This is a genomic window from Micromonospora sp. DT178 (assembly GCF_049841695.1).
Taxonomy (GTDB): Bacteria; Actinomycetota; Actinomycetes; order Mycobacteriales; family Micromonosporaceae; genus Micromonospora.
In genome coordinates this window covers 283,506-307,013 of record NZ_JBNCKV010000009.1, presented here as the reverse complement: position 1 = coordinate 307,013, position 23,508 = coordinate 283,506, and the positions used below count along the sequence as shown (strand labels likewise).

Here is a 23,508-nt window from a genome sequence, read left to right as displayed (position 1 = left end):
CCGAGCGGGGGTGGACGGGGACGGGGAAGCCCCCCGGCGGGCGGACGGCCGGGGGGCTTCCAGGGGCGCGGGTGGGTGGGCGCGGTGGGGCGGCGGGGTCGGGGCGGTTGGGTCAGCGGCGGGCTTCGGCGGGCTCGTCGGGGCCGATGAAGGCCTCGCTGCGGGCGTCGCCGTCGTCGCTGCCGCCGAAGACCCGGGCGTCGTCGGGCAACTCGGCGTCGGTGCGGCGACGCACGGGCTGGCGGGGTCGTACCCACTGCCACGCCAGGTTGCTCTCCGCGTCCCCGATCTCGGTGCGCATCCGGGGCATGGCGGTCGGCCGGTGGTCGCGGATCCAGGCGACCAGGTGCTCGCGCACCAGGCAGCGCAGGTCCCACAGGCTGCCGGCGTCGGCGGCGCTCACCAGGGCGCGCACCTTCACCGTCCCGCCGGTCGCGTCGGTCACCTGGAGCACGCAGACCCGGCCGTCCCACAGGTCGGTGCCCTCGACAAGGCGGCGCAGCTCCTCCCGCATGGCCTGTACCGGGATCGCCCAGTCGACGTCGAACTCGGCGGTGCCCAGCACCGCCGCCTCGGTCCGGGTCCAGTTCTGGAACGGCTTGCTGGTGAAGTACGAGGTCGGCAGGATCAGCCGCCGGTCGTCCCAGATCTGCACGACCACGTAGCTGAGCGTCAATTCCTCGATGCGGCCCCACTCCCCCTCGACCACCACGACGTCGTCGAGCCGGACCGCGTCGCTGAACGCGAGCTGGAGGCCGGCGAAGACGTTGCCCAGCAGGCTCTGCGCGGCCAGCGCGGCGACCACACCGACCACACCGGCACTGGTCAGCACGCCGGCGCCGATGCCGCGTACGGCCGGGAAGGTCATCAGCATCACGCCGACCGCCAGCACGACGATCACCGCGATCGTCAGCCGGCGCAGCATGACCACCTGGGTCCGCACCCGCCGCGCGTGCCGGTTGTCCGGCACGTCCACCCGGAACCGGGCCAGCGCGGTGTCCTCGGCGACGACGAGCAGCGAGGCGACGAGCCAGGCGACGCTGGCGATCACGCCCAGCACCAGCAGGTGCAGCAGCACCTGCCGCCACTGGTCGCCGACCGCGTAGCCGGTGCTGAACCGCACGGCGAACTGGACGGCGACGACGGTGGCGGCGACCTGGATCGACCGGTGCGCGTGGTCGGTGAGCTCGGTCAGCAGCAGCGAGCGCCGGCCGACCCGCCGGATCACGCGGTGCGCGACCTCGACCGCGAACAGGGCGATCGCCGCCGCGGCGAGCGCGGCGACGATCGTCCCGAGGTAGCTCTGCACAGGTTCTTTCCTCCTCCTTGCGCCGGGCACGTGCTTCGGGCAAAGGCCCAATAATGCCCGGCGACGCCGGAATCGACCAGGCTCAGACCTTCCGATACCGGGACTGGAGGAAGCAGAAGACGCCGAAGGCGGCGATACCGAGCGCCACCAGGGTGAGCAGGATCTGGCCGTACGCCTGGTCGCGCAGCGTGCGCAGTGCCGCGTCCAGACCGCGGGCCTTCTCCGGGTCGTAGTTGACGGCGGCCAGGATGATCAGCAGGCCGGAGATGCCGTACGCGACACCCTTGGAGATGTAGCCGGCCATGCCCAGCCGGCGGGCGAGCTGGCGCGTCTTCGCGTTCATCTCACCGGTCTTGAGGTGCTTCTCGAAGCGCTTGACCAGGCCGTAGATCACCAGGCCGACGCCGATCGCGGCGAGGATGAGCCCGGCCAGGCCGACCAGCCAGCGACCGCCGGAGGACTCCATGGCCTTGCCGGTCAGCGCCTCCTGCTGGTCGGCGCTGTTGGAGCCGGCGTCCTTGAAGACCTTGAAGGCCGTCCAGGCGAAGTAGAGGTAGACGATGGTCCGCCCCACCGAGGCGAGCCGCTCCCAGACCCGCTCCTTGCCGCGCTCGGCGCGGTGCCCGACGGCCGCCTCCAGCGCCTGCCAGATCGCCATGGCGAGCAGGCCGACCGCGATGGTGACGACGAGGAACTTGCCCAGCGGCTGGGCGGCGATGGTGCGCAGCGCGCCGGACTGGTCGCCGTCGTCGCCGGCCTTGCCGAACGCGATCTGCAACGCCAGCCAGGCGAACAGGAGGTGCACGATGCCATAGCCGATGAAACCGGCTCTGGCCAACAGTTCGAGCCACCTGCTGTTCGCCGTGCGGGAGGCGGTGGCTTCGGCGTTCCGGGTGAGTGACATGGCGCCACAATCACCGAATACGAAGATTTCCAAACGTCGGCCACCGCCACCCCGGCCAGGTCAGTTGCCCGGGTTCCTCGACACCCGGATCTTGACCTCCTGGTCGGTGACGCTGTCCAGCGTCACGGCGAAGCCGCCGACCTCGGTGGCCTGCTGGCCGGTCGTCAGCGACAACTGCTCACCGGCGACCTCGACGGTCACCTGGTCGCCCTGCGCGCCGATCAGCTTGGCCTCCACGCCGAGGATGGTGGCGCTGGCGTCCACGCCCCGGTCGAAGGTGACGGTGCAGGCGTCCAGACCGCAGTCGGTGCTGGCGCCCTCGGAGCTGCAGCCGGCGAGCACGGCGACGCCGAGCGCCAGGCCGGCCAACAGGCCGGCGGCCCGGCGGGTGGGGGTCAGCGGGGAGTCAACACGTCGGTTCGTCACCCCGCCAAGGGTACGAGACGTCGGCCACTGCGGCAGCGCGTGATCATCCGCCCAGGTGGGGCGCCCGCGGCAGGGGTTAGGGTCCCGGGCATGCCGTTCGACATCGCCCGCACCCGGGCCGCCTACCCCGCCCTCGCCGAGGGCTTCGTCCACCTCGACGGCGCCGGGGGCACCCAGACCGCCGGCCCGGTCGTCGACGCGGTCGCCGCCGCCATGCGCGCGGCGGTGGGCAACCGCAGCGCCGCCTTCGCGCCCGGCCGGCGCTCGCTGGAGATGGTGGCCGCCGCCCGCTCGGCCGTGGCCGACCTGCTCGGCGCCGAACCCGACGGGGTGGTGCTGGGGCCGAGCGCCACCGCGCTGACGTACACCCTGGCCCGGACCCTGGGGGCGCGGTGGCGGCCCGGCGACGAGGTCGTGGTCTCCCGGCTCGACCACGACGCGAACGTGCGCCCCTGGGTGCAGGCCGCCGAGGCGGTCGGCGCGACGGTGCGCTGGGCCGAGTTCGACCGGGACACCGCGGAGCTGCCGGCGGCCCGCTACGCGGAGCTGGTCGGCGAGCGGACCCGGCTGGTCGCGGTGACCGCGGGCAGCAACGCGACCGGCACCGTCCCGGACGTGGCGGCGATCGCCGCGACCGCGCACGCCGCCGGGGCGCTGGTCTGCGTCGACGGGGTGCACTCGGTGCCGCACGGGCCCACCGACGTCGCCGCGCTGGGCGCCGACTTCCTGGTCACCAGCGCCTACAAGTGGTCGGGGCCGCACCTGGCCGCGATGGTGGCCGCCCCGACGACGTGGGAGCGGCTGCGCCCGGCGAAGCTGCTGCCGTCCTCCGACGCGGTGCCGGACCGCTTCGAGTACGGCACCCCGAGCTTCCCCCTGCTGGCCGGCGTGGCCGCCGCCGTGGACCACCTGGCCGGGCTGGACCCGACGGCCGCCGGGAGCCGGCGCGAGCGGCTGCTCGCCGGGCTGAGCGCCGCGCGGGCGTACGAGGAGTCGCTGCTTCAGCGGCTGCTCGCCGGGCTGGCCGCGCTGCCCGGGGTCACCGTGCTCGGCTCCCCCGCCCGGCGCTGCCCGACGGTGTCCTTCCGGCTGGACGGGCTCTCCCCGCAGCGCACCCAGGAGGAGCTGGGCGCGGCCGGCCTCTGCCTCTCCGCCGGCGACTACTACGCGTACGAGTACTTCCAGGCGATGGGGCTGCGCGACAGCGGCGGGGCGGTGCGCGCCAGCCTCTACCACTACAACACCGTCGACGAGGTGGACCGGTTGCTCGGCGAACTGGACCGGCTGGCCGGTCGCGGGGGCAGAATGGCCGGGTGAGCACCCTGGTCGAGGACAATCCCGCCAAGCACCGGTTCGAGATCCTGGTCGACGACGCGCTGGCCGGGTTCACCGCGTACCTGCCGCGCGGCGAGGTGCTGGTCTTCACCCACACCGAGGTCGACCCGAGGTTCCAGAACATGGGCGTCGGCGCGGCGCTGGTCCGGGGCACCCTCGACCAGCTCCGCGAGCGCGGCACGACGCTGGTGCCGCGCTGCCCGTTCGTGGCGGCCTTCATCCGCCGCCACCCCGAGTACGCCGACCTGGTCACCCCCGAGGCGTAACCCGTCAGCGGCCCGTCAGCAGCCCGACGGCGGCGTGGGCGGCGGCCCGGGTGGCGCCGTGGGTGGCGACGTGGACCGCGCCGGTGACCAGCTCGGGCACGCCCAGCTCGACCACGACCGCGTCCGGGCGGGCGGCCAGCGCCCGGCTCACCGACGCCCGCATCCAGTCGTGCCGGTGCAGGTCGCGCACCACCAGCACCAGGCACCGGCCGGCCGCCCCGGCGGTCGGGTCGGCGGGCACGTCGGCCTCGGCGTAGCGGACGGTGGTGGTGCCGGCGAGCTGGTCGGCCAGGGGGGCGGCGAGCCCCCACGGGGTCTCCGGACCGATCGCGATGTTGCGCGGCGGCTCGAACTCGACCACGTGGGCGGGACCGGCCAGCGGCAGCGCGCCGACGCCGGCGGGCGCGGTGGTGACCCGCAGGGCCCGGCGGGCGGCGGCCAGCCCGACGGCCGAGCCGGCGGCGGTCGGGCGGGGCCGGTGCGGCCGGTCGGCCCGGGCGGCCACGGTCCAGGCGGCGAGCTGCCCCACCCGCTTGGCCGCCTCGGCGAGGCGTTCCTCGGGCAGGTCGCCGGCGACGACCGCGGCGACGATGGCGTCGCGCAGCAGCCGGGCCGATCCCTCGTCGGCGCGCTCCCCGCCGACGCAGATCGCGTCGGCGCCGGCGGCGAGGGCACGCACCGCCGCGCCCGCGAAGCCGTACCGGTCGGTGACCGCCCGCATCTCCACCGCGTCGGTGACCACGACGCCGGAGAAGCCCAGCTCGTCGCGGAGCAGCCCGCCCAGGATCCGGCCGCTGAGGGTGGCCGGCAGCTCCGGGTCCAGCGCCGGCACCAGCAGGTGGCCGGTCATCACCGCCTGCACCCCGGCGGCCACGGCGGCCCGGAACGGGGCCAGCTCCACGGCGTCGAGGCGGGGACGGTCGGCGGCGATCCGGGGCAGGTCGTGGTGCGAGTCGACCTGGGTGTCGCCGTGCCCGGGGAAGTGCTTGGCGCAGGCGGCGACCCCGCCCGCCTGGAGGCCGCGCACCCAGGCGGCGGTGTGCCGGGCGACCAGCGCCGGCTCGGCGCCGAAGGCGCGTACGCCGATCACCGGGTTGCCCGGGTTGGAGTTGACGTCGGCGTCGGGGGCGTAGTTGAGGGTGATCCCCAGCGCGGCGAGGTCGGCGCCCAGGTCGCGGGCGACCTCCTCGGTCAGCGCCGGGTCGTCCACGGCGCCGAGGGCGAAGTTGCCGGGCCGGGAGCTGCCCCGGGCGGACTCGATGCGGGTCACGTCGCCGGCCTCCTCGTCGATGGCGACGACGACGTCGGGGCGCTCGGCGCGCAGGGTGGCGGTGAGGGCGGCCACCTGCTCCGGGTGGACCACGTTGCGGGCGAAGAGCACCACGGAGCCGAGGCCCTCGCCGAGCCAGCGGCAGATCCAGGGTGGCGGCGTGGTGCCGACGAATCCCGGTTGCAGGACGGCGGCGGCCAGGGCCGTCAGGCTCCCGGCGGGGGCGCTCACGCCGGCCCGCCCGCGTGGTGGCTGATGTGTCGCTCGCTCATGCGGTCGTCGTACCCCCGTCTTCTCCGCGCCCGGCGGCCCGCCACCGGCGGCGGTGCTGACATGGTCACACCGTGCGAAGAAATAGTCAATAAACCTTACAGTTGCCCTCGGGCGCGGAGCTGGGGACAGTTCGGGGATGGATCCCCTGCTGCTGGCCGACGCGACGAGCCCGGCCGACATCCCCGGCGTACGCCTGCTCGGCCTGGTCGTCGGCGGCCTGTTGCTGCTCGTCGCGATCCGCGCGATGTTCCGGCGCTGAGCGCGCCGTCCCCCGGCGCCGCCCGTGATTCGGCGGCGGCCACCGGGGTACCGCCTGCCTCGTTGGACCGGTAGGACACCGCGAGGGGGAACGATGAGGATCGGCTACTTTCTGTCCACCGAGGAGTACACGCCGGCCGAGCTGCTGGAGCAGGCGCGCGGCGCGGAGCGGGCCGGCTTCGAGGCGCTCTGGATCTCCGACCACTACCACCCGTGGACCGACGCCCAGGGGCAGAGCCCCTTCGTCTGGTCGGTGATCGGGGCGCTCAGCCAGGTCTGCCAGCTCCCGGTCACCACCGCCGTGACCTGCCCGACCGTGCGCATCCACCCGGCCGTCGTGGCGCAGGCGGCAGCCACCAGCGCGGTCATGCACTCCGGTCGGTTCGTGCTCGGGGTGGGCAGCGGCGAGGCGCTCAACGAGCACATCCTCGGCGACGCCTGGCCGCAGACCGACGTCCGGCTGGAGATGCTGGAGGAGGCCGTCGAGGTGATGCGCGAGCTGTGGCGGGGCGGCTTCGTCAACCACCACGGCAAGCACTACACCGTCGAGCACGCCCGGATCTACACGCTGCCGGACACTCCCCCGCCGGTCTACGTCTCGGGCTTCGGCCCCAAGGCGGTCGACCTGGCGGCCCGCATCGGCGACGGCTTCGTCAACACCTCGCCCGACGCGGAGCTGGTCCGGCGGTTCCGGGAGGGCGGCGGCGGCGACAAGCCGTGCCAGGCCGGCTTCAAGGCGGCGTACGCGCAGACCGAGGAGGAGGGGATGCGGATCGCGTACGAGCGCTGGCCCAACGCCGGGGTGCCGGGCGAGCTGTCCCAGGTGCTGCCGTCGCCGCGGCACTTCGAGCAGGCCGCCGAGCTGGTCCGCCCGGAGATGATGAAGGACGCGTTCGTCTGCGGGCGGGACGTCGACGGGCACCTGGCGAAGATCGAGGAGTACGCCAAGGCCGGCTTCGACGAGGTCTACGTGGCCAACACCGGCCCGAACTGGCAGGGCCTGCTCGACCTCTACCAGCGCGAGGTGTTCCCCCGCGTACGCTGACCGCGACGTCTCCCGGGCACCCCCGCCGGCGGGGCTGCCCGGGCTCAGCGCGGGCTAGCCGACCCTGCTGGCACTCGGGCTGGTTTCCAGGGCGGCAGCCCCCGCGTCACTGGCGTGAGCGGTCAGCGTCCGTGGTCTCGCGAGAACGATCGGCCCCACCACCAGGAGCACGAGCCACAGTGGCGCCAGGCGGGGGGCGATCGACCGCCAGACGGGCCACACCGGCTCGGCGAGCATGTCCGCGGCCAGGTCCCTCCAGGTCAGGGCGACGCCCGGGAGCAGGGCGGCCGTCACCAGCGTGCCGATGAGCCGGGGCACGGGCGCAGGTCGGCGCGCCACCAGCCAGAACAGCGCCGCACCGGTGGCGGCGCCGAGGAGGATGCCAGCGAGGGTGATGGCGAGGAACCCGTCCGGCGCAGCCGGCGCGACGCTAAGTACGGACCCGTTCGCCTGGTGCTTGAGCGTGATCGTCAGCCCCTCCCTCTCGGCCCGCCAGCCGTCGCACGCGGCGCCCGGCACGCGACGCAGGCCCTGCCACCCCGACGATGCGGCGTTGTGCCGGAGTTGGTCCGAGAGCGCGCAGTCGGCGCGGTCGCCGTAGTAGAACTCCGCATGAGCCGAACCGAAGTCGTCAGCGGCGAGGAAGACGCCGTACCGGCGGCCGGAAACGAACGACGAGCCGGTTCGCCCGGTCTCCGGGAGCAGTTCCGTCGCCACGCCCTGCGCGCGGTCGGGGCTGAGCGGTACGGTGCCGCGGCCGCCGTACCAGGAGCCGACGGCCAGGCCGACCGTCCCGAGCAGCACCGCACCGAGCAGCAGCATCGCGACCTTCCGCAGTCGAGGTCCCGTCGGCCCATTCCCTGTCACAGTGCGGCAGCGTAGCCGTCGCGCCGGCAAGCGGCAGCCCTGTGACGTACGGCCCCTCGGGATCTTTCAGAGGGGTCACGATGATGCCCAGCCCCGCCCTGAGGACCGAGAAGGAGAAGCCGTGACCAGTGAGCCGGAGCCGGGCATCGCGCCCGAGGACCAGTCGCCCCGCTATGCCGGTGATCCCATCCTGTTGACGGTCAACGGGCACGACCTCCGGGTCCGGATACGCACCGGGGAGCCCGGCACGTACGACTTCGACTGGCTCAGCGGGCCGCACGACTACGGCTTCGGCCTCTCCGGGGCTGCCGGCGCCCCGATGAGCCGGGCCGCGATGGAGGAGGCCATCCGCGGCTTCCTCGCCGGGATCGACCCCGCCACCGGCTACCTGGCGCAGTGACGGCAACTGGCGGCAACCCTGCCGCTGGCCACCAGGCGCGCCGGGTCGCCGGCGTCACCCGGGCCGGGCGGTTTCGCCGCTGATCACGGCGGGTACCTCCGGCCCTCGATGAAACTGTCCACGCACTCCACGACACTGCGCCGCGCGGCCAAGAGCCTCTTCGGCTGGACGGCGCTGCGGCCCCACCAGTTGGCCGCCATGCGGGCGGTCATGAAGCGCCGCGACGCCCTGGTGGTGCTGCCCACCGGCGCCGGCAAGTCGGCGATCTACCAGATCCCGGCCAGCCTGATCCCCGGCCCGACCGTGGTGATCTCGCCGCTGCTCGCCCTGCAACAGGACCAGATCGCGGCGCTCAACGAGCGGCAACGACCCGAGCTGCGCGCGGTGCGGATCAGCTCGAACGAGTCGGCCGCCCAGCAGGCGGAGGCGATCGCCGAGATCCGCGACGGGCGCGCGGAGTTCCTCTTCATCACCCCGGAGCAGCTCGCCAACCCCGACCGGATGGCCGAGGTGAAGTCGCTGAAGCCGGCGCTGGTGGCGATCGACGAGGCGCACTGCATCTCCGCCTGGGGGCACGACTTCCGCCCCGACTACCTGGCGCTGGGCCACCTCATCGACGGCATCGGCCGGCCGCCGGTGGTGGCGCTGACCGCCACCGCCTCCCCGCCCGTACGCGACGACATCATCGCCCGGCTGCGGCTGACCGAGCCCGAGGTGGTGGTCTCGGGGCTGGACCGGCCGAACCTGTTCCTCGAGGTGGCGCACTGCCCGACGGAGGACTACCGGTGGCGGCGGCTGATCGCCCTGCTGCGCGACGACACCCGGCCCGGCATCATCTACGTGCCCACCCGGCGCTCCGCCGAGGAGCTGTCGGCCCGGCTCACCGACGCCGGCTTCCCGGCCCAGTACTACCACGGCGGGATGGCGGCCGGGGCGCGCGCCGAACTGCACGAGGCGTTCCTCGCCGACCAGGTGCCGATCATGGTGGCGACCTCGGCCTTCGGCATGGGCATCGACAAGCCGAACATCGCCTGGGTGGTCCACATGGCGCTGCCGGACTCGCCGGACAGCTACTTCCAGGAGATCGGGCGGGCCGGCCGCGACGGCGCCCCGGCCCGGGTGCTGCTGCTGTGGCAGGCCGAGGACGTCGGGCTGCAACGCTTCTTCAGCGGCGGCCTGCCGGACGCCGACGAGCTGCGCGACCTGTCCGCGCTGCTGCGCAAGAAGGCCCGGAACAAGAAGGAGCTACGCGAGGTCACCGGGCTCGGCCCGCGCAAGCTCGGCCAGTACCTCGCCCTGCTGGAGCAGGTCGGCGCGGCCGAGCCGAGGGCGAAGCAGCGCATCGGCGCCCCCCGCTACTCCCCCGCGCCCGTGGACGCCGCCGCGGCGGCCCTGGCGGAGGCCGAGCGGCAGCAGACCGTGACCCGGTCGCGTACCGACATGATGCGGGCCTTCGCCGAGACCACCGCCTGCCGGGGGCAGACGCTGCTGGCCTACTTCGGCGAGCAGATGACCCAGGTCTGCGGGCACTGCGACAACTGCCACGCCGGCACCAGCACCCCCGACGACGGCGCGGTCGGGCCGTTCCCCGTGCACAGCCAGGTCCGGCACCCGGAGTGGGGGCACGGCCTGGTGCTGAGCTACGAGGAGGACCGGATGACGGTTCTCTTCGACGAGGTGGGGTACAAGACGCTGTCCGTCAGCGTGGTGTCCGAACAGGGTCTGCTGACCCTCGACTAGCCTGAGCCGGGCACCGCTGGCGGGGCCGTGGACGACGAGCGACAACAGTGCGGAAGGGGCGTTGCCGTGATCGAGCAGCCGGCGTACACCGGATTCGGTTTCTCCGACGAGGAGTGGGGGCTGCTGGTCGGCCTGCCGCAGTCGGTGCTGACCGCGGCGAGCGCCGCCGAGTCCGACGGCACCCGGCGCACCATGGCCGAGAACGCGGCCGGGCTGGAGACCATCGCCGCCGGGCGGGAGTCGGCCAGCCCGCTGGTCGCCGCCGTGGCCGGCGAGATCGTCACCCGGGTGGGCGATCCGGAGGCCGGCGAGGAGATGCCGGTCATCGCGCCGTCCGACCCGCGCGCCTACCTGGAGGACGTGCTGGGCCGGGCCAGGGAGGCGGCGGCGCTGCTGGCCGCCCGGACGGACGAGGGCGAGGCCGGCGCGTACAAGCACTGGCTGGTGGACATCGCCGAGCAGGTGGTGGGCGCGGCGTCCAGCGGCGGCATCCTGGGCCTCGGCGGGGACGTCGTCAGCGACTCGGAGCGCCGCTTCCGCGACCGGCTCTCCCAGGTCCTCAACGACTGACACGACGACGACGGCACCGGACGGGTCCGGTGCCGCCGTCGCGCGTTCCGGCGCGGGTGACCGCGCGTGACGGTGGCCGGCGGCGGCGGGCGCGGTCGGCCCGTGGCGGTCAGGCCACGCGGCTGGCGGTCAGGCCACGCGGCGGCGGAACAGCACGGCGGCCAGCAGCACCGAGACCGCCAGGATGCCGAGGCACCAGGCCACCGCCAGGGCCGGGGCGGTGCCCGTCGGGGTGCCCAGCAGCAGGGCCCGCAGCGTCTCGATGACGGGCGTGACGGGCTGGTGGTCGGCGAAGCCGTGTATCCAGCTCGGCATCGTCTCCACCGGCACGAACGCGCTGCTCGGATAGGGCAGGAACATCGCCAGGAAAGTGAAGCCGCTGGCGGCCTCCGGGGTGCGGGCCAGCAGGCCGATGGCCGCCGACAGCCAGGACACCGCGAGCAGGAAGAGCAGCAGCACCCCGAACGCGGCCAGCCAGCGCAGCGGCGTGACGACCGGGCGGAAGCCGATGCCGACGGCGATGGCCAGCACCAGCACCGTGGAGACGGTGTTGCGGGCGATGCTGGCGGCGACGTGCCCGCCGAGGATCGCGGTGGCGCTGACGTCCATCGTGCGGAACCGCTCGATGACCCCGTTGGTCAGGTCGGTGCTCACGCTGACGGCGGTGGTCGCCGCGCCGAAACTGGCGCAGAGCAGCAGGACGCCGGGCACGACGTAGGTGACGTACCGGGTGCCGGTGTCGATCGCGCCGCCGAACAGGTAGACGAAGAGCAGCATCAGCAGCACCGGCAGCAGCAGCGACGTGAGCAGCGCGTCGACGTTGCGGCGGGACAGCCGTACGCAGCGCGCCACCATGACGAGGGCCTCGCCGGCACGGGTCGGTCGCAGGGTCAGCTCAGACATTGGCCGCCTCCTGGTGGGCGGCGACCGGGTCGCCGGTGAGGGTGAGGAAGACGTCGTCCAGGGTCGCCTCGCGGACGGTGAACCGGGTGAGCCCCCGCCGGTCGGGGTCGACCTCGTCGAGCAGGTGGCGGATCTCCGGCGCGCCGCCGTCGGTGGCGACCGCCAACTCCAGCCGGGCCGGGTCGCGGTGCATGACCCGGCCGCCGAGGCGGTGCGCCGCCTCGGCGAAGCTGCGCGCGTCCCGCAGCGTCAGCTCCAGCCGGTGGGCGCCGAAGCGGCGCTTGAGGTCGTCCGCACTCCCCTCGGCGGCCAGCCGGCCCCCGTGCAGCACCGCGATCCGGTCGGCGAGCCGGTCGGCCTCCTCCAGGTACTGCGTGGTGAGCAGCACCGTCACGCCGGCACCGGCCAGCTCGGCGACCACCTCCCACAGCCCCTGCCGGCTGCGCGGGTCGAGGCCGGTGGTCGGCTCGTCGAGGAAGATCACGGACGGCTCGCCGACCAGGCTGGCCGCGAGGTCGAGGCGGCGGCGCATCCCGCCGGAGTAGGTCACCACCCGCCGCCCGCCGGCGGCGACCAGGTCGAAGCGCTCCAGCAGGTCCGTGGCGCGCCGCCGGGCGGCGGCCGGAGCCAGCCCGGCCAGCCGGGCCATCATGTGCAGGTTCTCCGCGCCCGTCTGCTGGTCGTCGAGCGCCGCGTGCTGGCCGGCGAGGCTGATCGTCCGCCGGACCCGGCTCCGGTCGCGGACCACGTCGTGGCCGTCCACGCGGGCCACACCCCCGTCGGGCGTGGTGAGCGTGGCCAGGATCCGCACGGTCGTGGTCTTGCCCGCCCCGTTGGGGCCGAGCAGGGCGTGCACGCTGCCCCGGGCGACCCGCATGGTCAGGCCGTCGAGCACCGCCACCCCGCCGTAGGACTTGCGTAGGTCGACGGCCTCCACCGCCGCGACTGCTGTGCCCATCGCCCCTCGCTCTCCATCTTCTGCGTACGCTATACGCTGTTCTGCGTGCACCATACGCAGAAGCTAGGATGTCGGTCAACACGCGTACCGGGAGGTGAGGATGAGCGACGCCGACGTCGAACTGCCGGAGAGCATCGAGCTCGCCTGGGGCCTGCGGGAACGGCCCGGCAAGGGACCCCGGCGCAGCCTCACCATGCGGCAGGTCGTGGCCGCCGGCATCCGGGTGGCCGAGGCCGACGGGCTGGCGGCGGTGTCGATGAGCCGGGTCGCCGGCGAGCTGGGCGTGGCGACCATGTCGCTCTACCGCTACGTCTCCGCCAAGAGCGACCTGCTGGACCTCATGGCCGACGTCGCGTACGGGGACCCGCCCGCGCCACGCGGCCCGGACGAGGGCTGGCGGCCGGCGCTCGCCCGCTGGGCGCTGGCCAACGTGACGGCGATCCACCGCCACCCGTGGATCCGGCAGATCCCGATCAGCGGCCCGCCGTTGGGGCCCAACCAGGTGCGCTGGATGGAGCAGGGGCTGGCCGCCCTGCGCGGCACCGGCCTGCGCGGCATCGAGCGGCTGTCGACGATCATGCTGGTCAGCGGGTACGCCCGGAACTGGGCCACGCTCACCGCCGACCTCGACGAGGCCGCGGCGCGCGAACAGATCGACCCCGACGACGCCGGGGCGCGGTACTGGCACCAGCTCGCCCGGCTGACCCGGCACGGCGCCTACCCGGCGATCCGGGAGCTGTTGGCGGAGAGCGCCGAGGGACAGCAGGACGAGGTGTTCGACACCGAGTGGCAGTTCGGCCTCGACCGGATCCTCGACGGCGTCGAGGCGCTGATCCGCGGCCGGACGGCCACGCACTGAGCCGCACCCCGGCCGTCGCCCCCGGCTCCGTCGACCGGAAACGTCCTGGGCGGTCCGGGCGCCCACGATGGACAATGGCCACCGGGACGGCGCGAGGACGGGGGAGCGGATGCTTCGGCGGACCACCGTCGACACCGAGCAGGTGCCGGCGGGCGAACGCTTCGACATGTGGCTCGACCTCGTGGCGCGTACGGCCTCGCCGCTGCGGATCCGCACGGAGCACGCGCACGACTTCACCGCCCGGGCGGAGATCGTCGAACTCGGCCCGATCCAGGTGGTCAACTACCGGTACCCGTCGCTGGAGGGCGTCCGAACGCCGAGGCTGGGGCGCGAGTCGGCCCCGGAGATCTACACGCTGGCGCTGACCGTCGACGGGGACGGCGCGGCCAGCCAGGCCGGCCGGAGCAGCGTGCTGGGGCCGCAGGAGTTCATCTTCTACGACGGGTCGCGGCCGCACGGGGTCCGGCACGTCGGCGACGACGGCGGCCGCGAGCCGGCCCGTTCCGTCGTGGCGATCATCCCGCACGCCGCGTTGCCGTTGCCGCCGGACCGGCTGGCGCCCCTGCTCGGCGGCCGGATGTCGGGCACCGAGGGGATCGGCGCGCTGCTGGCCCAGTTCCTCCTCCAGATCGCCCACCATCCCGAGCAGTACCACGCCGCCGACGCCGCCCGGCTCGGCGCCGTCGGGCTCGACCTGGCGTCCACCATGCTCGGGCGGCACCTGGTGGCCGAGGACGCCGTGCCGACCGAGGTCCGCCGGCGCGCGCTCGTCGCCCAGGCCCGGGCGTACATCCAGCGGCACCTCGGGGACGCGACGCTGAGCCCGCAGGTGGTGGCGGACGTGCACCACGTCTCGCTGCGTACGCTGCACCGGCTCTTCGAGGCCGAGGAGTCGACTGTCGCGTCGTACATCCGCGAGCTGCGGCTGGCGCGGTGCCGGCACGACCTCGCCGACCCCGGCCTGCGCGGCCAGCCGATCCAGGCGATCGGGGCCCGCTGGGGCTTTCCCGACAAGGCGCACTTCAGCCGGGTCTTCCGCAAGGCGCACGGCGTCGGGCCGCAGGCCTGGCGGGCCGGCCAGGCGGAATGAGCGGCACGGGAAGTCAACTGCGCGGCATCCACGGTCAACCCGGTCGCGGCAGACTGGCATCGAGGTGGCCGATCCCTCCCCGCCACGGCACCGGTCGGGATCGGACCGCCGACGAAGGCCGTGGCGTGCCGCCCGCCGCCACGGGGGAGGCGGGCGGCCGCCCGGTGGCCCGGCCCGGCCCCGGCGCCCCTCGCCCAGGATCGGCGCCGGGGCCGCGTCAGGCGTCCTCCAGCAGTTCGAGCACGATCCGCTCGGCCTTCTCGCGGGGCGTCGCGGGGTCCACCGGGGCCACCACGCCGTCGTGGAAGAGGTCGACCACGCGCGGGTCGACGTAGGACGTGCGGGCCACGGTGGCGGTGTTGCCGAGCAGCTCCGCGACCTCCCGCATCACCGCTGCGACCGTCCGCTTGCGGGCGGTCGCCGAGCGCGGCGGGCCCACCGTCGCCAGTTCGGTCGCCGCCAGCACCGTGGCGTGCCAGGTGCGGAAGTCCTTCGCCGTCATCTCCCCGCCGCTGGCGTCCCGCAGGTACTCGTTGACCTCGTCGCTGCGTACGTCGCGCCAGTCCTCGCCGTCCCGGTAGCCGAACAGCCGGTCGGCCGACCGGCGCTGGCGGCGCAGGTTGACCAGCACCCGGCACAGCTCCGGATCCTCGATGCGACGCACCTGCTCGATGCCGCCCTTCGCGGGGAACTCGAACACCACGCAGCCGCCCCGGGACCGGGCGTGCTCGGGGCGCAGGGTCGACACCCCGAACGTCGGGTCGTCGCCGGCCGCGTACTGGTCGCTGCCGACCCGGAACATGCCCATGTCCAGCAGCCGGGTCACCGTCGCCAGCACCCGGTCGCGGTACAGCCCCCGGCCGGACAGGTCCCGCCCGACCCGCTCGCGCAGCACCGGCAGCCGGCGGGCCACCTCCAGCACGTGGTCGAACTTCGCCTCGTCGCGCTTCTGGCGCCACTGCGGGTGGTAGAGGTACTGCTTGCGCCCGGCCGCGTCGATGCCGGTGGCCTGGATGTGCCCGTTCGGGTGCGGACAGATCCACACGTCCCGCCAGGCCGGCGGGATCACCAGCGCGCGCAGCCGGCCCAACCGGTCGGGGTCGCGGACCGGCTGCCCGGACGGATCCAGGAAGAGCCAGCCCCGACCGCGCCGGCGTCGCCCGTACCCCGGCCCGCCCGGATCGCTACGCCGCAACCGCACCGGAGCCACGCACCGCCCGTTCCACCTCGTCCACGGCGGTCACCACGTCGTCGACACCGATGCCCGCCAACGTCGGATGGCTTCCTACCCCGTCCCACCAGGGCCAATCCCCCGCGGCCGCCCACAGTGCACGGTGCCGGGGCCGGTCCGGCGGCGGACCCCACAGCGCCGGGGGGACCGGGCCGAAAAGCACCACCGACGGGGTGCGGTAGCCGGTCGCGAGGTGCGCCACGCCCGTGTCCCCGCTGACCACCAGCCGGGCGTACGCCACCAGCGCGGCCAGCCGGCCCAGGTCCGTCCGGCCGGCCAGCACCGCGTCGGCGGGCAGCCCCGCGGCATCCGCGATCCGCTGCGCCGTGACCCGCTCGTCGGGGCTGCCGGTGAGCACCACCCGGTGCCCCCGGGCGGCCAGTTCCCGGGCCAGCGCGGCGAAGCGTCCGGGCGGCCAGCGCTTCGCGGGGATCTTGGAGCCGGGGTGCAGCACGGTCACGCCGGCCGCCGGGGCGCCGCCGGGGGGCGGGCGCCGCAGGTCCAGGTCGGCGCGGTCGGCGGGGATGCCGTACCAGCCGAGGAGCCGGCACCAGCGGTCGACCTCGTGTTCGTCGTCGCGCCACTTCGGCCCGTCGTGGTGGCCGGCCTCCGGGCTGGCGTAGGCGAGCAGCCGACCGGGTCGGGTGGCGGTGAGCAGGCGGTGCGACTCGGGGCCCCGGCCGTGCAGGTTCACGGCGACGAGCGGCGTCCGCAGGGCCGGGTCGGGGCGACCGAGCCCGTCCGTGGGCACCAGCCGGTCGACGCCGCCCACCAGGTCGACCAGCGGCGCCAGCCAGCCGGGTGCCGCGAGGACGAGCTCCCGGTCGGGGTGGGCGGCGCGCAGGGCGCGCAGGGCCGGCACGGCGGTGGCGAGGTCGCCGACGCCGAGGGCGCGCAGGGCGAGGATCACGGGTAGGAGGTCTCCTGGTCGGCGCAGACGACCATCTCGCGGACGGCGCAGCCGGCGGGTTGGGACAGCGCGAACATGACGGCGGCGGCGGTGTCGGCGGGGTCGTTCAGGACGGCGTCGGGACCGGGTCGGTACGCGGCGTCGCGGTCGTCGAAGAAGGCCGTGCGCATGCCGCCCGGAACGAGCAACGTGACGCCGACCCTGCCGGCGAGTTCGGCGGCGAGGGCCCGGGTGAAGCCGACGACCCCGAACTTCGCGGCGCAGTAGGCGGTCGCGTCGGCGACGGCCTTCACCCCCAGCGTGGAGGCGACGGTGACGATGCTCCCCCGGGAGGTCTCCAGGAAGGGCAGGGCGGCCCGCACCACGGCCGCCGTGGCGAGCAGGTCCACGGCCACGATCCGGTCCCAGGTCTCGCCGGGCACGTCCGCCAGCTTCCCGGGCACGTCCATACCCGCCGCGGTGACCACCGCGTCCAGCCCGCCCGAGCGCTCGGCAAGCTGCCGGGTGGCGGCCTCTGCGGCGCGGGTGTCGGCCAGGTCGCACTCCACCCACGGCACCCCGTCGGCGGGCGCCTGCCGGTCCAGCACCAGCGGTCGACCGCCGGCCCGGGCCACGGCCGCGACCACGGCGGCACCCAGGCCGCTCGATCCGCCGGTGACCAGCACGGTCCGCCCCGCGCCGGGCGACCCGCCGCTCATCGGGTGCCCTCCGCCGTGCTCGGCCCCGCGACGGGCCGGCCGGAGCGCGCCCGCGGGCGCTCGCCGCCGGAGGGCGCCGAGGCTCCGCCGGGGGCGGGGCCGGGTGGCTGCGTACAGGCCGGCGGCACGGTGTCGGTGAGCGGCGGCCCGACCGCGACGGCGGTGCCGGTCGACCGGGCGGCGGCGATCAGCCCGGTCGTGGAGCGACCGTCCAGGTACGGCACCACCACGGCGTTGCCGCCCCAGCGGCGCAGCACCTCCGCCTCGGGCAGGGCGGGCTCGCCGCCGTCGCCGGCGTAGTCGCCACCCTTCACCCAGACGTCCGGCCGCAGCCACGACAGCGCCGCGTGCGGGGTGGCCTCGTCGAAGATCATGACCGCGTCGACGCAGCTCAGCGCCGCGAGTAGCCGGGCCCGGTCGCCCTGCGGGATCACCGGCCGGTCCGCGCCCTTCAGCCCCGTCACGCTCGCGTCGGAGTTCAGGCAGACCACCAGGCAGTCGCCGAGCTGCCGGGCGGCCTGCAACGTCGCCACGTGCCCGGCGTGCAGCAGGTCGAAGCAGCCGCCGGTGGCCACCACCGTCCCGCCGGACGCGCGTACCGCCGACACCACGCCGGCGGCCGCGGCCACGCCGACGCGCTCGCCGCCGGGGCCGGAGACCGCCGGCGGCAGCGGACGCACCGGCCGCGGCAGCGCCGTCGCCACTCCCCCGCCGGCCACGTACGCCGACGCCTCAGCGACCGCCTCCTGCACCGCCTCGGAGACCAAAGCCCCCCGGGCCAGGGCGAGGCCGGCGGTGGCCGCGAACCGGTCACCGGCCCCGCAGGTGTCCCCCTCGGCGGTGGCCGGGGCGGGCACCACCATCGGGGTCGCGCCGGCGTGGCAGAGCAGCGCGCCGTCCCCGCCCAGGGTCACCGCGACCGCGCCGGCGCGCCAGCGCTGGCGCAGCCCCTGCGCGCCCCGCGCCGCCGTCGCCAGCCGGGTCGCCCCCGGCGCGACGGTGACCAACTCCCGCACCTCGGACTCGTTGGGGGTCACCAGGTGCACCCCCGGGACGGCCGCCGGTCCCCGCGGGTGCGGGTCCCAGACCACCGGCGCCCGGGTGGCGGCGAGGGCCGCCCGCAGCGCGGGCTGCCGGGCGACGCCCCGGCCGTAGTCGCTGACCAGCACGGCGGAGGCCCGGGCGATCACCCGCAGCACCGCCTCGGACGGCTCGCCCGGCGTAGCGGCCGCGCCGCCCCGGTCGTGGCGCAGCAGCACCCGGCCCCGGGCGCGCAGCCGGACCTTCTCCGGCGTGCCGCCACGCAGCCCGAGGGGATACACCTGCACGCCGGCGTCGGCGAGCAGCGAGGCGAGCCGGGCACCCCCCGCGTCGTCCGCCAACGCGGTCACCAGCACCACCTCGGCGCCCTGCGCGGCGGCGAAGACCGCGGCCAGCCCGGCGCCACCGGGCCGGTCGACGTGCGCGGTCTCGTCCAGCACCGGCACGGGCGAGTCCGGGCAGAGCCGGTTCACCACCCCCTCGACGTCCCGGTCCAGCAGGGTGTCACCGACCACCACGACGGGTCCCCTCACGCTTCCCCCCTCATCACGCCTGGACCTGCTGACCTGCACCGCCGTCGAGCACCACCTCGACCCCGGTCCGTACGGGCGCGGCGGGCAGCGCCCGCTCGACGTACTCGCAGAGGAGGTGGCTGGTCACGAGATGGAGTTCCTGCACGACCTGGCTGTCGGGCGAGCCGACGGCGAGCACGTCGTGGCAGAGCTCCGCGAGGGGGTTGGGGGCGGGACCGGTCAGGGCCCAGCAGGTGAGTCCGCCGTCGCGGCCGGCACGGGCGGCAGCGAGCAGGTTGGCGCTGGTGCCGCTGGTCGACAGCAGCAACAGGACGTCGCCGTGGCGGCCGTGGGCGCGTACCTGGCGGGCGAAGACCTCGTCGTAGCCGTAGTCGTTGCCGATGGCGGTCAGCGCGGAGGTCTCCGCGTGCAGCGCGATGGCGGACAGGGGCTGGCGGTCGTCGCGGAGCTTCCCGACGAGTTCGGCGGTGAGGTGCTGGGCCTCGGCGGCGCTACCGCCGTTGCCGGCCACCAGCAGCCGGCCGCCGTCGACCAGCCGACGCGCGAGGGCCTCGCCCCACCGGGCCAGCAGCGTCTCGTGCGTCCGGAAGGGCACCAGCGCCGCCGCCAGGTTCGTCAGGTGCGCGTCCAGCGGCGTGGGCGCCGCCATCAGGCCACCACCCGGGTCGGCCGGCGGACCGCCGCCACGTCGCCGTAGACCTCCACCAGCCGCTCCGCGGTGGCCGCCCAGGAGTACCGTCGCCGGGCCCGTTCCCTCGCCGCCGTCGCGTACGCGAAGCGGCGGATCCGGTCGTCGAGCAGCCCCTGGATCGCGTCGCCCAACGCACGCGGGTCCCGGGCCGGCACGAGGTCGCCGGTGACGCCCTCGACCACGGTGTCCTTGATCCCGCCGACGGCGGTGCCCACCACGGGCACGCCACACGCCATCGCCTCCAGCGGGGTGAGCCCGAACGGCTCGTACCAGGGGGCGGCCACCAGGACGTCGGCCGAGCGGTACCAGCGGCCCATCTCCTCGCGGGGCACCGCGCCGACCAGCTTCACCCGGTCGGCCGCCCCGCAGCTGACCGCGAGGGCGCGCAGGCGGCGGGCGTACGGGTCGGTCTCCAGCAGGCCGGCGGGCGGGCCGCCGACCACCACGCACTCGGCCCCGGGCACGTACGCCATCGCCCGGACGACGGTCTGGAAGCCCTTGCGCTCGACCAGCCGCCCGACGGTCAGGATCCGCGGCCGGCCGTCCTGGCGCTCGGCGGTCGGCCCGAGCGGGGCGAAGGTGCCCAGGTTGACCCCGGACGGCACGACCGTCATCCGGGACCGGGGCACGCCCATCCGGACCAGTTCGCCGACCTCGTCCCGGCACTGGGCGATGACCCGGTCGACGGCCCGGCCCAGTTCCCGCTCGTAGCCGATGCGGCGGGCCGGGCTGGTGTCCTGCACGCCCTGGTGCCGCCGCTTGACCACCCCCAGGGCGTGGTACGTCTGCACGACCGGCACCCCGGTCTGCCGGCTGGCGGCCAGCGCGGCGAGCCCGCTCATCCAGAAGTGCGCGTGGATCACCTCGGGCATCCAGTCGCCGCCCCGCCACCGGTCGACCAGCCAGCGGCTGAACTCCCTCATGTGCGGCAGCAGGGCGTCCTTGGCGACCGGCTCGGCCGGCCCCGCCGGGACGTGCACCACGTCGTAGCCGTCCGCGCTGCGCACCGTGACCGGCAGGTCCACCGCGTCGCGGCGGGTGTAGACCCGCACGTCGTGTCCGGCGGCCGCGAGGGCTGCGGAGAGCTCGGCGACATGCGTGTTCTGACCGCCGGCGTCCTCGCCGCCCAGGATGGCGAGCGGGCTGGCGTGCTCCGAGATCATCGCGATGCGCATACTTCCTCCTCCAGCAGCCGGTCCCAGTCGGCGAGGAAACGGTCGAGGCCGTAGCGGTCCCGGGCGGCGACGCGGGCCCGTTCCCCCGCCCGGCGCGCCTCCGCCGGTTCGTCGACGAACCGGCGGGCGGCGTCGAGCAGGGTGTCGAGCCGGGTGGACAGCGCTCCCGCCCCGGGTGGCACCGCCATCGCCGCCTCGGTGGCGGCCAGCGCGACCACCGGCATCCCGATGGACATCGCCTCGATCAGGCTCAGCCCCAGCGAGGTCCACCGGCACAGGTGCAGGTACGCCCGCCGCCGCCCCAGCTCGGCGTGCATCCGGTGCTGGGGGACGTCGTCGTGGCTGGCGAGCCGGTCCGCCGGCAGGCCCAGGTGCTCGGCCAGCCCGGCCACCTTCATGCCGAAGACGTCCAGCGGGGCGATCTCGGCGAAGCGGGGCAGCAGGTCGGTGCCGGTGACCCGCCAGCGGCGTACCGGCTCGTTGATCACCACCGCGAGCCGGTCGAGTTCGCCGGTGTACTCGGCGGTGGGGGCGACGATGCCGTGGTCGACCACCGTGGTGCGGGTGGTGCCGGTGTCCCAGAACAGCTCGTTGAACCCGGTGACGTGGGCGATGAGCAGGTCGTCGCGGTCGGCCATGGGGTGCCGGCTGTTGGGCACGTCGCCGTCCTTGGGCGTGTTGTGCTCGACGTAGACGGCGGGGACGTCGCGGCCGGGCCGCCGGCCGAGCCACTGCTCGGCGAGGTCGATCTCCTCGGGGCGTTGCAGGACGACCAGGTCGACGTCGGCGGTACGCAACTGCTCGGGGGTCACCTCGACGGCCGTGTCGGGCCACGGGTAGGTGCGGGCGCGGCCGAGGCCGTAGGGGCCCCGGTCCGGGGTGACGGGCACCAGGTACCGGTGCTTGCCGTGCACGAACGACGTGGTCCAGGAGCCGTGCACGTGCCACAGGAGCAGGTTCATCGGCCACTCCCGCCGGTGTGGGCCCCCGCCGGCACGCCGCCTGCCCGGCCGGCGGCGGGCGGTGCCGGCCGGACCGGTGGGGCCACCCCGAGCAGCCGCAACCCGTCGAGCACCTGCCCGGGTTCGACGCCGCTGAGGCAGGGGTGCCCGGGCACCGGGCAGCGCGCGGCGCGGGTGTCCCGGCAGGCGGCCTCCGCGTCGCCGAGCCGCACCGTGGGCACCCGCCACGGCCCCCACTGACCGAACGGGACCGTGGGGGCGAACAGGCTGACCACCGGCACCCCGTGGGCGGCGGCGAGGTGGGCGGGGCCGGTGTTGCCGACGACGACCGCGCCGGCGCCGGCGACCGTCGCGGCCAGCCCGGCGAGGGAGGTACGCCCGCCCAGGTCGACGGCGACGTCGCCGGCCACCCGCGCGGTCAGCTCCTGCTCGTCGGGGCCGCCGGTGACCACCACCCGGTGACCGGCGGCCGTCAGGGCGCGGGCGATGCGCGCGGCCAGCTCCGGCGGGCAGCCCCGGGCCTGCGCCGCCGAGCCGGGGTGCAGCACCACGTAGCCGGGCGCGCCGACCTCCGGCGGCGGCGCCTGCGCCGGGCGCAGGCGCAGGGCGGGCCCGTCGTGGTCGGCGAGGGTGAAGCCGGCGGCGGCGGCGAGCGAGAGCGCGCGCTCCGGTTCGGGTACGCCGGCCGGCACGCGGTGCCGGACGTCGAGCAGGCTGCCCGGGTAGTCGTCGCTGATGGCGCTCACGCGTCGGACCCCGGCCAGGCGCAGCAGCAGGGCCAGGGGCAGGGGCGACTGGTGGAAGCTGGTGAAGACGACCGCCTCGTCGGCGCCCACGGCGGCCAGCCGGTCGGCGAGCCGACGCATGTCGGCGGGGTCGACGGGATCGGGCACGGGATCGATCCACGGCAGCCGGTGTTCGACGATCTCGTCGACGCCGGGCAGGAGTTCCGCCGCGGCGCGCCCCCGGGGCCCGCACAGCAGCACCACCCGTTCGGCGATGGCGGCGACGGCGCGGATGGCCGGCCCGGTCACCAGCACGTCCCCCGCCGAATCGGCGCGTACCACCAGCACCGTCCCCGCCCGCTCCCGCCCGGCTCCCCGCGCCGCAGCCGGGCCGACCGCCGCCTGGCGGCGCAGGATCTCCGCCACCGCCGCCGGCAGGTCGGAGGCGACCTGCGGCGCGGCGGCCACCTCCTGTGGGCGGGTCACCGGCGTGGGCACCAGGATCCCCGACGCGCCCGCGGCCGACGCCGCGACCATGTCCCGGCCGATGTCCCCCACCAGCACGCACCGCGACGGCACGGTGCCCAGCTCCCGCGCTGCGGCGTGCACCAGCCCCGGCGACGGCTTGCGGCACCCGCATCCGTCGCCGTCGTCGTGCGGGCACACCAGCCAGGCGTCGAACGGCCCCAGCAGCCGCTCGACCCGGGCGTGCACCGCCCGCATCTGCGCCTCGGTGAACAATCCGCGGGCCAGGCCGGACTGGTTCGTCACCACCGCCAGCCGCAGGCCCGCCGCCCGCAACCGGTCCAGGGCGGCCCGTGCCCCCGGCACCGGCCGCACCTTCTCGGGATCGCCGTTGTACGGCACGTCCTCGATCAGCGTGCCGTCGCGGTCCAGCAGCACCGCGTCGAACAGGACGGGCCCGGACGCGACCCCGTCAGCGCCGGCAAAAACCCGGGCTGACCTGCGCTGATCCGGCTCCACCTGGTCCTGTCGCACAGCCGGCGGGTTCCCGGCGCCCCGGGGAGTAAACGTCGGCTTGAACGCGCCCGCCGCGTCGCGCGCCGGC

The 23,508-nt window shown here is 75.4% G+C and carries 24 protein-coding genes; 9 read left to right on the top strand and 15 right to left on the bottom strand.

Going from position 1 to position 23,508, the window contains the following annotated elements; genetic code table 11:
* Positions 1-112: 112 nt before the first annotated feature.
* From ACLQ22_RS19335 to ACLQ22_RS19325, 3 genes are all read right to left on the bottom strand, one after another.
* Complete coding sequence (locus ACLQ22_RS19335) at positions 113-1,309, bottom strand: mechanosensitive ion channel family protein (RefSeq protein WP_425693536.1); 1,197 nt, start codon at positions 1,307-1,309, stop codon at positions 113-115.
* Between the two features lie 82 nt (positions 1,310-1,391).
* Complete coding sequence (locus ACLQ22_RS19330; RefSeq protein ID WP_425693535.1) at positions 1,392-2,213, bottom strand: DUF1206 domain-containing protein; 822 nt, start codon at positions 2,211-2,213, stop codon at positions 1,392-1,394.
* 60 nt (positions 2,214-2,273) lie between these two features.
* Positions 2,274-2,639, bottom strand: coding sequence for a hypothetical protein (locus ACLQ22_RS19325; RefSeq protein ID WP_121395429.1), 366 nt, complete (start codon positions 2,637-2,639; stop codon positions 2,274-2,276).
* Positions 2,640-2,729: 90 nt separating this feature from the next.
* Between ACLQ22_RS19325 and ACLQ22_RS19320 the strand changes: the two genes are divergently transcribed.
* Positions 2,730-3,956: a cysteine desulfurase-like protein gene (locus ACLQ22_RS19320; protein ID WP_425693534.1), complete on the top strand. Its 1,227-nt coding sequence runs from the start codon at positions 2,730-2,732 to the stop codon at positions 3,954-3,956.
* Positions 3,953-4,240 (top strand): GNAT family N-acetyltransferase, encoded by a 288-nt coding sequence (locus ACLQ22_RS19315; protein ID WP_425693533.1) that lies wholly within the window; start codon positions 3,953-3,955, stop codon positions 4,238-4,240. The genes ACLQ22_RS19320 and ACLQ22_RS19315 overlap by 4 nt, the downstream gene beginning before the upstream one ends.
* 4 nt (positions 4,241-4,244) lie before the next feature.
* Here the strand turns inward: ACLQ22_RS19315 and ACLQ22_RS19310 are convergent, their stop codons facing one another.
* The gene (locus ACLQ22_RS19310; RefSeq protein ID WP_425693532.1) at positions 4,245-5,741 is read right to left on the bottom strand and encodes a glycoside hydrolase family 3 protein; all 1,497 of its coding nucleotides are present in this window, start codon (positions 5,739-5,741) and stop codon (positions 4,245-4,247) included.
* Between the two features lie 178 nt (positions 5,742-5,919).
* On the opposite strand from ACLQ22_RS19310, the gene ACLQ22_RS19305 reads away from it, so the two are divergent.
* Both ACLQ22_RS19305 and ACLQ22_RS19300 read left to right on the top strand, forming a co-directional pair.
* Positions 5,920-6,042, top strand: coding sequence for a hypothetical protein (locus ACLQ22_RS19305; RefSeq protein ID WP_255421002.1), 123 nt, complete (start codon positions 5,920-5,922; stop codon positions 6,040-6,042).
* Positions 6,043-6,135: 93 nt separating this feature from the next.
* A complete protein-coding gene (locus ACLQ22_RS19300) occupies positions 6,136-7,086 on the top strand; it encodes a TIGR03557 family F420-dependent LLM class oxidoreductase (protein WP_425693531.1) in 951 nt (316 codons plus the stop codon).
* Between the two features lie 54 nt (positions 7,087-7,140).
* Here ACLQ22_RS19300 and ACLQ22_RS19295 read toward each other — a convergent pair whose 3' ends face one another.
* Entirely contained in the window at positions 7,141-7,908 is a 768-nt protein-coding gene (locus ACLQ22_RS19295; protein WP_425693530.1) for a hypothetical protein, read from the bottom strand.
* 166 nt (positions 7,909-8,074) lie between these two features.
* On the opposite strand from ACLQ22_RS19295, the gene ACLQ22_RS19290 reads away from it, so the two are divergent.
* The 3 genes from ACLQ22_RS19290 to ACLQ22_RS19280 all read left to right on the top strand — a co-directional run bounded on the left by ACLQ22_RS19290 (position 8,075) and on the right by ACLQ22_RS19280 (position 10,663).
* Positions 8,075-8,353 (top strand): hypothetical protein, encoded by a 279-nt coding sequence (locus ACLQ22_RS19290; protein WP_425693529.1) that lies wholly within the window; start codon positions 8,075-8,077, stop codon positions 8,351-8,353.
* Positions 8,354-8,461: 108 nt separating this feature from the next.
* Positions 8,462-10,093 (top strand): RecQ family ATP-dependent DNA helicase, encoded by a 1,632-nt coding sequence (locus ACLQ22_RS19285; protein WP_425693528.1) that lies wholly within the window; start codon positions 8,462-8,464, stop codon positions 10,091-10,093.
* Between the two features lie 66 nt (positions 10,094-10,159).
* Positions 10,160-10,663 (top strand): hypothetical protein, encoded by a 504-nt coding sequence (locus tag ACLQ22_RS19280; protein ID WP_121395439.1) that lies wholly within the window; start codon positions 10,160-10,162, stop codon positions 10,661-10,663.
* Positions 10,664-10,792: 129 nt separating this feature from the next.
* Here the strand turns inward: ACLQ22_RS19280 and ACLQ22_RS19275 are convergent, their stop codons facing one another.
* Both ACLQ22_RS19275 and ACLQ22_RS19270 read right to left on the bottom strand, forming a co-directional pair.
* Positions 10,793-11,566 (bottom strand): ABC transporter permease, encoded by a 774-nt coding sequence (locus ACLQ22_RS19275; protein WP_425693527.1) that lies wholly within the window; start codon positions 11,564-11,566, stop codon positions 10,793-10,795.
* The gene (locus ACLQ22_RS19270; RefSeq protein WP_425693526.1) at positions 11,559-12,524 is read right to left on the bottom strand and encodes an ATP-binding cassette domain-containing protein; all 966 of its coding nucleotides are present in this window, start codon (positions 12,522-12,524) and stop codon (positions 11,559-11,561) included. Before ACLQ22_RS19270 ends, ACLQ22_RS19275 begins: the two co-directional genes overlap by 8 nt.
* Positions 12,525-12,624: 100 nt before the next feature.
* On the opposite strand from ACLQ22_RS19270, the gene ACLQ22_RS19265 reads away from it, so the two are divergent.
* Together ACLQ22_RS19265 and ACLQ22_RS19260 are read left to right on the top strand one after the other, a co-directional pair.
* On the top strand, positions 12,625-13,383 hold the full coding sequence (locus ACLQ22_RS19265; RefSeq protein ID WP_425693525.1) for a TetR/AcrR family transcriptional regulator: 759 nt from the start codon (positions 12,625-12,627) through the stop codon (positions 13,381-13,383).
* Between the two features lie 109 nt (positions 13,384-13,492).
* A complete protein-coding gene (locus tag ACLQ22_RS19260; protein ID WP_425693524.1) occupies positions 13,493-14,473 on the top strand; it encodes a helix-turn-helix domain-containing protein in 981 nt (326 codons plus the stop codon).
* 217 nt (positions 14,474-14,690) lie between these two features.
* Here the strand turns inward: ACLQ22_RS19260 and ACLQ22_RS19255 are convergent, their stop codons facing one another.
* From ACLQ22_RS19255 to ACLQ22_RS19220, 8 genes are read right to left on the bottom strand one after another with little or no spacing between them, the layout of a single operon-like run.
* Entirely contained in the window at positions 14,691-15,674 is a 984-nt protein-coding gene (locus ACLQ22_RS19255) for a DNA topoisomerase IB (RefSeq protein ID WP_425693523.1), read from the bottom strand.
* On the bottom strand, positions 15,658-16,614 hold the full coding sequence (locus ACLQ22_RS19250; protein WP_425693522.1) for a glycosyltransferase family 9 protein: 957 nt from the start codon (positions 16,612-16,614) through the stop codon (positions 15,658-15,660). Before ACLQ22_RS19250 ends, ACLQ22_RS19255 begins: the two co-directional genes overlap by 17 nt.
* Positions 16,611-17,312: an SDR family oxidoreductase gene (locus ACLQ22_RS19245; protein WP_121395447.1), complete on the bottom strand. Its 702-nt coding sequence runs from the start codon at positions 17,310-17,312 to the stop codon at positions 16,611-16,613. Before ACLQ22_RS19245 ends, ACLQ22_RS19250 begins: the two co-directional genes overlap by 4 nt.
* Positions 17,309-18,886 (bottom strand): PfkB family carbohydrate kinase, encoded by a 1,578-nt coding sequence (locus tag ACLQ22_RS19240; protein WP_425693521.1) that lies wholly within the window; start codon positions 18,884-18,886, stop codon positions 17,309-17,311. Before ACLQ22_RS19240 ends, ACLQ22_RS19245 begins: the two co-directional genes overlap by 4 nt.
* Positions 18,887-18,899: 13 nt before the next feature.
* Entirely contained in the window at positions 18,900-19,538 is a 639-nt protein-coding gene (locus ACLQ22_RS19235) for a D-sedoheptulose-7-phosphate isomerase (RefSeq protein ID WP_425693570.1), read from the bottom strand.
* On the bottom strand, positions 19,535-20,752 hold the full coding sequence (locus ACLQ22_RS19230) for a glycosyltransferase (protein ID WP_425693520.1): 1,218 nt from the start codon (positions 20,750-20,752) through the stop codon (positions 19,535-19,537). Before ACLQ22_RS19230 ends, ACLQ22_RS19235 begins: the two co-directional genes overlap by 4 nt.
* Positions 20,737-21,714 (bottom strand): glycosyltransferase, encoded by a 978-nt coding sequence (locus ACLQ22_RS19225; protein WP_425693519.1) that lies wholly within the window; start codon positions 21,712-21,714, stop codon positions 20,737-20,739. The genes ACLQ22_RS19230 and ACLQ22_RS19225 overlap by 16 nt, the downstream gene beginning before the upstream one ends.
* On the bottom strand, positions 21,711-23,342 hold the full coding sequence (locus ACLQ22_RS19220; RefSeq protein WP_425693518.1) for an HAD-IIIA family hydrolase: 1,632 nt from the start codon (positions 23,340-23,342) through the stop codon (positions 21,711-21,713). The genes ACLQ22_RS19225 and ACLQ22_RS19220 overlap by 4 nt, the downstream gene beginning before the upstream one ends.
* Positions 23,343-23,508 lie beyond the last annotated feature (166 nt).